The 8,787-nt window shown below is 72.0% G+C and carries 10 protein-coding genes; 1 reads left to right on the top strand and 9 read right to left on the bottom strand.

The window, feature by feature from the left end:
* Nucleotides 1–137 precede the first annotated feature (137 nt).
* The 5 genes from B2J86_RS11250 to B2J86_RS11230 all read right to left on the bottom strand — a co-directional run bounded on the left by B2J86_RS11250 (nt 138) and on the right by B2J86_RS11230 (nt 3,781).
* Nucleotides 138–731 (bottom strand): UbiX family flavin prenyltransferase, encoded by a 594-nt coding sequence (locus B2J86_RS11250; protein ID WP_173025606.1) that lies wholly within the window; start codon nt 729–731, stop codon nt 138–140.
* Nucleotides 728–1,153, bottom strand: a complete 426-nt coding sequence (locus B2J86_RS11245; protein WP_173025605.1) for a putative zinc-binding protein — start codon at nt 1,151–1,153, stop codon at nt 728–730. Before B2J86_RS11245 ends, B2J86_RS11250 begins: the two co-directional genes overlap by 4 nt.
* Nucleotides 1,150–1,659, bottom strand: a complete 510-nt coding sequence (locus B2J86_RS11240) for an SCP2 domain-containing protein (RefSeq protein WP_173025604.1) — start codon at nt 1,657–1,659, stop codon at nt 1,150–1,152. The genes B2J86_RS11245 and B2J86_RS11240 overlap by 4 nt, the downstream gene beginning before the upstream one ends.
* Before the next feature lie 140 nt (nt 1,660–1,799).
* On the bottom strand, nt 1,800–2,708 hold the full coding sequence (locus B2J86_RS11235) for a U32 family peptidase (RefSeq protein WP_173025627.1): 909 nt from the start codon (nt 2,706–2,708) through the stop codon (nt 1,800–1,802).
* Nucleotides 2,709–2,722: 14 nt separating this feature from the next.
* Nucleotides 2,723–3,781 carry a peptidase U32 family protein gene (locus B2J86_RS11230; RefSeq protein ID WP_169170125.1) on the bottom strand — a complete coding sequence of 353 codons (1,059 nt, stop codon included), beginning with the start codon at nt 3,779–3,781 and terminating at the stop codon, nt 2,723–2,725.
* Between the two features lie 243 nt (nt 3,782–4,024).
* Here B2J86_RS11230 and B2J86_RS11225 point away from each other — a divergent pair, with 243 nt between their 5' ends.
* Nucleotides 4,025–4,510 carry a YidB family protein gene (locus B2J86_RS11225; RefSeq protein ID WP_169638079.1) on the top strand — a complete coding sequence of 162 codons (486 nt, stop codon included), beginning with the start codon at nt 4,025–4,027 and terminating at the stop codon, nt 4,508–4,510.
* A 60-nt stretch (nt 4,511–4,570) separates the two neighbouring features.
* Here B2J86_RS11225 and B2J86_RS11220 read toward each other — a convergent pair whose 3' ends face one another.
* The 4 genes from B2J86_RS11220 to B2J86_RS18200 form a co-directional block, all read right to left on the bottom strand.
* Complete coding sequence (locus tag B2J86_RS11220; protein ID WP_173025626.1) at nt 4,571–5,437, bottom strand: alpha/beta hydrolase; 867 nt, start codon at nt 5,435–5,437, stop codon at nt 4,571–4,573.
* A gap of 25 nt (nt 5,438–5,462) precedes the next feature.
* Nucleotides 5,463–6,932 carry a M20 family metallopeptidase gene (locus B2J86_RS11215; protein WP_173025603.1) on the bottom strand — a complete coding sequence of 490 codons (1,470 nt, stop codon included), beginning with the start codon at nt 6,930–6,932 and terminating at the stop codon, nt 5,463–5,465.
* A gap of 73 nt (nt 6,933–7,005) precedes the next feature.
* On the bottom strand, nt 7,006–8,214 hold the full coding sequence (locus B2J86_RS11210; protein WP_169170129.1) for a diguanylate cyclase: 1,209 nt from the start codon (nt 8,212–8,214) through the stop codon (nt 7,006–7,008).
* Between the two features lie 71 nt (nt 8,215–8,285).
* The coding region (locus tag B2J86_RS18200) for a methyl-accepting chemotaxis protein (protein ID WP_254068065.1) at nt 8,286–8,787 on the bottom strand (502 nt) is incomplete at its 5' end.

The following is an 8,787-nucleotide window of genomic DNA, read 5'->3' as shown; positions in this document are numbered from 1 at the left end:
CGCAGACAGTGGGGTCGCCCTTTCTTTGGTGACTTTCTTTCGGCGACGCGAAAGAAAGTTACTCGCCCGCCGGGGCGAGATCCGGCCAGCAGTCTCAGCAAAAGGCACAGAGCAAAAAACACAGCCAATCACAGCCGTCATTCCGGGAACGCCAACCCCTCCCAACGCGGCGCCAACGCGTGCGGCACATCGAGCAGATCGAGCGCGCGCGCCACGCTGTAGTCCACGATGTCGCCCACGCTCGTCGGGCGCAGATAGAACGCCGGCAGCGGCGGGCAAACGATGGCGCCCATTTCGGTCACGGCCACCATGTTGCGCAGGTGCGCCAGGTGCAGCGGCGACTCGCGCACCAGCAGGACCAGGCGGCGGCGCTCCTTGAGCACCACGTCGGCGGCGCGCGTGAGCAGGTTGTCCGACAGGCCGTGCGCCACGGCGGCGAGCGTGCGCATCGAGCACGGCGCGATCACCATGCCGGCGCACTGGAACGAGCCGCTGGCGATGGCGGCGCCCACGTTGCGCACGTCGTGCACCTCGTGCGCCAGGGCCTCGACCGATGCGCGGTCCATGTCGAGCTCGTGCTGCAGGTTGCGCCAGCCGGCGTCGGAGACCACCAGGTGCGATTCGATGCCGGGCAATTCCTGCAGTACCTGCAGCAGGCGCGCGCCATAGACGGCGCCGCTGGCGCCCGAGATGGCGACGACGATGCGGCGCGGCGCGGGGGCGGCGCTCATGGCCGGGCCCCTGCGCCTGCAGCGGAGACAGCGACAGCGGACGCCGGCACCAGCGGCTGCGCGCGCAGGTCCTGCACCACACGGTCGAGCACCTGCTGCGCCTGCTCGGGGTCGAAGTCCTCGTGCTGGCGCTTTCGGACGCCGTATTGCTGCAGCTGGTAGTGGCGCGCGGGCACGATGTCGTGGCGCGCCAAGCTGCTGTGGACGCAGACCAGCGCGCAGCCGTCGAGCGCGAGGATGGGCCGGCCCGAGCGGGCGGTCTTGACGAGGCTGGCGACGTCGCCGCCGACGCCGGCGATGCACGACATCTCGGCCACGCCGCTGCGGTCCAGGCGCACGGCGACGTGGTTGGCCAGCTGCGCGGCGCTCGAGCAGCCCGAGCAGGCATAGACCAGCGGGCGCGCAGCGGCGGCCGCGCTCATGGCCGCGCTCCGGGGCGCAGCAGCGCCAGGCGCGCGAGCAGCTGGCGCGGCGCCCACTGCTGCAGGTCGAGCACGGGCAGCTCCAGCGCGTCGAGCGTGTTCTTGACGACCAGGCCCAGCTCGGTGTCGCCCTCCATCGCCAGGCGGCGGCTGAAGAACAGCGTGTCGGGGTCTTCCTGCCGCTGCGCGAGGCGCAGGAAGTCGTGGGCGCTCGCGCTGATGCACAGGTCGGTGTCGGCGTGGCGCGCGCGCGGGGCAAAGGCGCCGCCGGTCCAGGTGAAGTCGAGCGTGACGCGCGCGTCGCGCACCTGGATGCGCAGGCGCTTGTGCAGCAGCCGTGCCGCCACGTCGCCGGGCAGCTGGCGCGCCACGCCGACGTTGAGCGCCGTCGTCAGCAGCAGCGCCGCGGGGTACGCCGGCAGGCGCGCGAGCACGGCCGCCACGGGCGCGGGCACGGTGGTCGGGAACGGCGGTGGCGAGGCCACGGGGGAGGAAGACGGGTGCATGGAAGCCTTTCAGGCGGTGGAGGCCGGCGCGCGGCAGGGTGGTGCGGCGCGCCGGCAACTCCTTCTTTGATAGCTGTCAGCGCTTGATGTGCATGCGCCGCAGGCCGATTTGGCTTGAGATTGCGCGCAGGCCATGGGGCTCAGGCCGGCACGCCGGCGCCGGGCGCGACCTGGTCGAGCCCCGGCTGGCCGTGCCAATAGCCGTTGCAGCCCTGCCCGGGCAGGAGCGGCTGCAGGCGCGCGTGCGCATCAAACGGCGCCAGCGTGCCGCAACGCACGGCGTCGAACAGCGCGATCACCTCGGCCATGTGCTCGGCCTGCGGGCTCAGGCGCACCAGGTCCACGCCCAGCGCCTGCATGTCGGGCAGCGCATCGATCAGGTTGTAGACGCGCGCCGACTGCGTCTGCGTGCCGTTGAGCACGAGGAAATGCGCGCTCTCGCGCGTTTGCAGCAGCAGGCCGTCGGGGTGGTCGAGGCAGCTGAAGCGGCAGTCGTCCTTGGGCAGGTTGCGGTGGCGCGCCGTGAAGCAGCGCGCCGAATACGCGAGCGGCATGCGGCCATAGGCAAACACCTCGGTCTGCAGGCCGGCCGGGCGGCCCTGCTGCAGCACGGCCAGGTCGGTGCGCCGCATCTCCAGCGGCATGACCCAGCGGCGCGCGCCCAGGCCCGCCATCCACGCGAGCGACGGCAGGTTGTAGAGGTTGAGCTGCGGCCCGGCGACGAAGGGCTGCCGGCCAGCCAGGCGCTGCACCGCGCCCATGTCGTTGGCCTCGACCAGGTAGTCGGGGTTGGCGGCGATCTTGTGCATGGTGCCGACCTCGGCGCCCGATTCGAGCAGCACCTGGGTCGAGAGCACGACCTGCTTGCCGGCAGCGCGCAGGCGCGCCGCGATGTCGAGCCAGTCGGGCAGGCGCAGCTCGTGGCGGCGCGAGCACACGGTTTCGCCGAGGTAGACGGTGTCGATGGCGGTGTGCGCGATGGCCTCGTAAAAGGCCAGCACGGTGGCGCGCGGCCAGTAGTAGAGCAGCGGGCCGAGCGAGAGTTGCAGGGAGGGGTTCATCGTCATTTCCAGGGGCGGTGGTAGGCGCCCAGGGTGTGCTGCTGGCCTTCGGCGACCTGGTCGAGGCTGGCCATCCAGGCGGGCTTGGGCGCGTAGCGGTGCGGGTTGGCGCTGCACTGGTCGATGGCCTCGCGCAAGACCTTGGTGACCTGCGCCACATAGGCGGGGCTGCGCTGGCGGCCTTCGACCTTGAGGGCGCGCACGCCCATCTTCATGAGCTGCGGCAGCAGTTCGAGCGTGTTGAGGCTGGTGGGCTCTTCGATGGCGTAGTAGTTCTGGTCGTCGCCCACGTCAAAGCGGCCCTTGCACAGCGTCGGGTAGCCGGCGTTCTCGCCGGGCGCATAGCGATCGATCAGCACGCCGTTCAGGCGCGACTCGCGGCCCTGCGGCGTCTCGACCCAGCGCACGGCCTTGGGCGGCGAGCACACGCCGTGCGTGTTGGGCGACTCGCCCGTCACATAGGACGACAGCGCGCAGCGCCCCTCGACCATGACGCACAGGCTGCCGAAGCCGAACACCTCGATCTCGACCGGAGTGCGCTCGATGACCTGGCGCACCTGCTCGAGCGAGAGCACGCGCGGCAGCACCGCGCGCACGATGCCGAACTGCTCGCGGTAGAAGTTGATCGCGTCGTAGTTCGTGGCCGAGCCCTGCACCGACAGGTGCAGGCGCAGGCGCGGGTGCTTGTGCGCGGCGTACTGCATCAGCCCCGGGTCGGCCAGGATCACGGCGTCGACGCCCAGCTGCGCAGCCTGGTCGAGCGCACTGCGCCACAGGCCGGGGTTGCCGGCCTGCGGGTAGGTGTTGAGCGCCATGAAGACCTTGGCGCCTTTGGCGTGGGCATAGGCGATGCCGTTGGCAATCGCCGCTTCGTCGAAGTTCAGGCCCGCGAAATTGCGCGCGTTGGTGGCGTCGCGCAGGCCCAGGTAGACGCAGTCGGCGCCGTGGTCGACCGCGGCCTTGAGCGCGGGCAGGCTGCCGGCCGGGCAGACGAGTTCAAGCGGTGCCGGAGCGGGCCCGGGTGGCGCGGCGGCAGCGGGGAGCGTGGTGGGGTCTTGCATGCGCTGGAAGGGACGTCAAAAAGGCGGGCGCCGGGGGGCGCCACCGCACACCCGGCACGATACGCAGCCTGGCGCGGCACGCCCTGATCCTTGTCAAGCCGCGCCCAGATACCCGAGGCCGGCACTCGGACATGCCAGGCACCCGGTCCCGCCCGGCCCCTCCCGCGCCGCAGAGACAAACGCACACACGCTCGGCGGCCGCTTGCCGCACACTGGTCTCTCCCCCTCTTTTTGGAGAACAGCATGGGCTTACTTGATTCTGTTTTGGGTGCGGTGTCGAACCCGTCTCCCCCGGAAGACCGCCCGGGCGGCGGCGCCGGACTCGGTGCCTTGGGGGGACTCGGCGGCTTGATCGGACTCGCGACCAGCCACCCGCAGCTGCTGCAGGCCGTGGCCGGCCTGCTCGGCAACGACGGCGAGCACGGCGGCCTGGGCGGGCTGATGTCCAAGTTCCAGCAGGCCGGTCTGGGCGACGTGGCCCACTCGTGGGTGGGCACGGGCGCCAACCAGCCCGTGTCGGGCGAGCAGCTCACCGAGGTGCTGGGCAGCGACACGCTGTCGCAGCTGGGCGCCAAGCTCGGCGTGGGCCAGGGCGAGGCGGCCAGCCAGTTGTCGCAGGTCTTGCCCGGCCTGATCGACCACCTGACGCCCAACGGCCAGGCCCCCGCCGAGGGCCTGGGCAACGCCGGCGACCTGCTGGGCAGGCTCGGCAGTTTGCTTCGAAAATAAGAGCTGCCAGCGCTTGACAGGTAAGCGTTTGAGGCTGTTTTTGCCCCAAACCCTGGACCGTCAAGCGGCGTGCGCGTCCAGCCACTGGCGCAGGTGGTCGAACACCGGCGCGGCGCGCTCGGTCGTTTCGTTGAACAGCTCGTGGTACAGCGCCGCAAAGCACTGCGAGCGCACTGCCGCCGGCGGCGCCGCGGCGGCAAACGCGGCGCTGCCGGCCGGGTTCACGAGCCGGTCGGCGCCGGCCCACAGCAGCAGCGTGGGCACGCGCCAGTGCGCGGCCTGCGCGACCGTCGCGGGGCCGCCCTCGGCAATGAAGCGCGCCAGGCGCGCGCTGATGCGGTCGTGGCACAGCCGGTCGGCCCGGTAGGCCGCGACCACGGCCGGATCGTGCGACAGGTACTGCGCGTCGAGCCCGTTGCCCAAGCGCAGGTTGGGGGCGATGCGCGGCAATGCCGCCAGCAGCAGCTTTTGCCCCGCATTCAGGCCCGCGTCGAACGCGGGCGACGACAGCACCAGCGCATCGACCGCGCGCAGCTTCAACGCCACGAGCCGCGCCGCCACCAGCCCACCCATGCTGTGGCCCAGCAGCACCAGCGGCGCGCCTAGCGCCATGCGGCTGCGCGTGGCGTCGATCAGGTCGGCCAGGTCGTGCACCAGGCGCAGGTCGGACGTGAGACCGCCGCGCGGCCCGCCCGAGCGGCCGTGGCCGTACTGGTCGTAGCCGCGCACCGCAAAGCCCCAGGCGTTGAGGCGCTGCGCCACGCCGGTGTAGCGGCCCGCGTGCTCGCCCAGGCCGTGCACCAACAGCACGCAGCCGCGCAGTGCTGCGCCCTCGGCCAGCGGCCAGTCGTACACCGCCAGGCGCTCGCCATCGCGCGCGGTGACCGCGCTCGGGGCGGCGTCGGCGGTGCCGGGCGGGGCGGGTATCTGTCGCGCAGCGGTCACGCCACCGTCATGCGGCCGCTGGCAGGCTGGCGATCACCTCGGCCACGGCGGCGGTGAGCTTCTTGGCATAGGGCACGTGCAGGAATTCGTTCGGGCCGTGCGCGTTGCTCTTGGGGCCGAGCACGCCGCAGACCATCATCTGCGCGTTCGGGAAGCCCTGGCTCAGCATGCCCATGAGCGGAATCGTGCCGCCCTGGCCGATGGTGCCGCAGGGCGCGCCGAAGTGCGCCTGGCTGGCCGCGTCGAGCGCGCTTTCGAACCATGGCGCCGTGGCCGGCGCGTTCCAGCCGTTGGCGCTGCTGGCGCTCTCCCAGGTGACCTTGGCCTGGTAGGGCGCGTTGTCTTCGAGCAGCGCCTTCATCTCCTGCACGCAGGCCGCCGCGTCCACCAGCGGCGGCAGGCGCAGGGACAGCTTGAACGCGGTGTAGGGGCGCAGCACGTTGCCGGCGTCCTGCAGCGCCGGAAAGCCCTCGGCGCCGGTCACGCTGAGCGTGGGCCGCCAGGTGCGGTTGAGCAGGGCCTGCACCGGGTCGGTGGTTGTCGGCAGCGCAAAGGTGGTGGAGCCGCCGCAGTCGTAGTGCGCCCACGGAAAGCGCTTGGTGATTTCGTCGCCCAGGATGGCCGCCGTGGCGCGCGCCTGCGCCAGCCGCTCGGCCGGCACCTCGCAGTGGAAGCTGGCGGGCAGCAGGCGGCCGGTGGCGCTGTCCTCGAGCCGGTCGAGCACCTGGCGCATGATGCGGAACGACGAGGGCACCAGGCCCGAGGCGTCGCCCGAGTGGATGCCTTCGGTGAGGATCTCGACCTTGAGCGTGCCGGCCGCCATGCCGCGCAAACTGGTGGTGAGCCACAGCTGGTCGTAGTTGCCGGCGCCGCTGTCGAGGCAGATCACCAGCGCCACGTCGCCCAGGCGGCCCTTCAGGGCGTCGATATAGGGCAGCAGGTCGCGCGAGCCGCTTTCTTCGCTGGTCTCGATCAGGCCGACGATGCGCGGGTGCGGCACGCCCTGGCGCTTCAACTCCTGAACGGCGGCGATGCTGGCGTAGACCGCATAGCCGTCGTCGGCGCCACCGCGGCCGTAGAGCTTGCCGTCTTCGTATTTCGGCGTCCAGGGCCCCAGGTCGCTGCGCCAGCCCGAGAACTCGGGCTGCTTGTCGAGGTGGCCGTACATCAGCACGCTCTGGCTGGACTGAGGCTGCGTCGCCGCGACCTCGAAGAACAGCACCGGCGTGCGCCCCGGCAGGCGCACCACTTCGAGGGTCAAACCGGCCACCTTCTGCGACCCGACCCAGGCGGCGGCGTTGCGCACCACGGCATCGAGCAGGCCCTGCTGCTCCCAGTCGGGCGCGAACATAGGCGACTTGGCGGGAATGCGGATGTAGTCGGTCAGCTGCGGCACAATGCTCTCGTCCCAGACCCGGCTGACGTGGTCCAAGGCTTGTGCGGGCTCCAGGGCGGTGGGGGGGACGCGGGCGTTCATGGCGAGGCTCCTCGGGCGGTCAAAACGCTTATTCGACCACAAGGCGCGGCGGGGTGCCTTGCCCCGCGCCGCTTCACAGCAACGACGGAAAGGTCGTGGGACAGTCGGCCGCATCCGCGCGGCGCACCACGCGCTCGACCCCCGGCGCCAGCCCGACCCGGTTGCGCCCGCCCTGCTTGGCGCGGTAGAGGGCGCTGTCGGCCGCGTGCACCAGCAGGTCCCAGTGGTCCGACGCCGCAAGGCGCCCCCCCACCACGCCGATGCTCACCGTGACCGGTATCGGCACGCCGTCCCACTGGCACGGCGCGGCCTGCACCGCCTCGCACAGCTGCAGCGCCAGGTCGTGTGCGCCTTCCTGCGTGGTGTCGGGCAGCACCACCAGGAACTCTTCGCCGCCGTAGCGCCCGATGATGTCCTGCGCGCGCACGCGCTGGCGCAGCACGCCGGCCACCGTGCGCAGCACCGCGTCGCCCGCCAGGTGGCCGTGGCGGTCGTTGACCTGCTTGAAGTGGTCGACGTCGAGCATCATCAGCGCCATCGGCTCGCGCGTGCGCTGGGCGCGTGCGACGTCGCGGTCGAGCGCCGCGATGATGGCGCGGCGGTTGGCCACACCGGTCAGCTCGTCCTGCGCGGCCAGGCGGCGGTTGATGCCGTCGGCGCGGTCCTTGCCCATGAACACGAAGCCCATGGAGGTGACCAGCAGCGCGATGAAGGCCGTCATGAAGGTCAGCGTGTGCACCGCATGGCTCTGCAAGAGCGTGGCGCCCTCACCGGCAAAAGCGGCGGCCCAGGCGCTGCGCAGCAGCAGCACGGCCGCCTCCAGCGCCAGACCCGCCCGTAGCAGCCGGGCCCCCCGGCCGGCCGTGCCCGGGGCTTGCAGGGCGTGCAGCACCCACAGCACCTGGGCCGCCATCAACGCCGCCGACACGGCCACGCGCAGCGCAAAGCTGTCCTGGAACAGGGCCATCAACAGCGCGGTGGCCACGGGCGGGACCACCAGCACCGCCCCCCGCTGCGGCCGGTCCTGGAAGCGGTGCACCGCCGCCAGCAGACCCGACAAGGTGGCCGACAGCAGTGCGTTGGCCAGCACCACCGACCAGGCATCCGGAATGCGCCCGCGCAGCAGGTACAGCGCATAGCCCACGGCGCTCACCAGCAGCGCCGCCGCCCAGAGCTGCAACCCGTCCTGGCGCCGGCCCCAGCCCAGCACCAGCAGCGCCGCGGCCATGACGACCGAAGACACGATCACCATCAGCAGCAGGGTGGGAACGTCGGCGGTCATGGCGGGGCGGTGAAACGGGGGGCGCCAGGATAAACGATGCGCGTGCCCCGCCGCCGCCCGCGCCGGGGCGGTCAGTGCGGAGCCTGCAGCGCCGCCAGCGGCTTGCCCGCCGCGCGGGCCGGCGCGTGCGCCAGAGCAGGCTGCCCCTGCGGCAGTCGGAACACCTGCACCGCGCTGGCCAGGCGCTGCGCCTGCTCACTCAGGCTCTGGCCTGCGGCCGCGCTCTGCTCGACCAGCGCGGCATTCTGCTGCGTCATCTGGTCGAGCTGGTTGACGGCCGTGTTGACCTGGCCGATGCCGCCGGCCTGCTCGGCCGCCGCCGCGGTGATCTCACCGATGATCTGGCCCACGCGCTGCACCGAACCGACGATCTCGTCCATCGTGGTGCCGGCGTTTTTCACGAGGCGCGCGCCCGACTCGGCCTTCTCGACCGAGTCGCCGATGAGCTGGCGGATCTCGCGCGCGGCATCGGCCGAGCGGCCCGCCAGGCTGCGCACCTCGCTGGCGACGACCGCAAAGCCGCGGCCCTGCTCGCCCGCGCGCGCCGCCTCGACGGCGGCGTTGAGCGCGAGG

It is taken from the genome of Acidovorax sp. SRB_14, assembly GCF_012932145.1.
GTDB lineage: Bacteria > Pseudomonadota > Gammaproteobacteria > Burkholderiales > Burkholderiaceae_C > Simplicispira.
Note: the sequence above shows the minus strand (reverse complement) of the source record. Positions and strands in the feature narration are given on the sequence as shown.

What these genes read in the sequence shown, in the direction of transcription:
- B2J86_RS11250 (WP_173025606.1), bottom strand. Translation starts at nt 731, where the DNA reads ATGAGCGCCGCCCCCGCGCCGCGCCGCATCGTCGTCGCCATCTCGGGC.
- B2J86_RS11245 (WP_173025605.1), bottom strand. Translation starts at nt 1,153, where the DNA reads ATGAGCGCGGCCGCCGCTGCGCGCCCGCTGGTCTATGCCTGCTCGGGC.
- B2J86_RS11240 (WP_173025604.1), bottom strand. Translation starts at nt 1,659, where the DNA reads ATGCACCCGTCTTCCTCCCCCGTGGCCTCGCCACCGCCGTTCCCGACC.
- B2J86_RS11230 (WP_169170125.1), bottom strand. Translation starts at nt 3,781, where the DNA reads ATGCAAGACCCCACCACGCTCCCCGCTGCCGCCGCGCCACCCGGGCCC.
- B2J86_RS11225 (WP_169638079.1), top strand. Translation starts at nt 4,025, where the DNA reads ATGGGCTTACTTGATTCTGTTTTGGGTGCGGTGTCGAACCCGTCTCCC.
- B2J86_RS11215 (WP_173025603.1), bottom strand. Translation starts at nt 6,932, where the DNA reads ATGAACGCCCGCGTCCCCCCCACCGCCCTGGAGCCCGCACAAGCCTTG.
- B2J86_RS11210 (WP_169170129.1), bottom strand. Translation starts at nt 8,214, where the DNA reads ATGACCGCCGACGTTCCCACCCTGCTGCTGATGGTGATCGTGTCTTCG.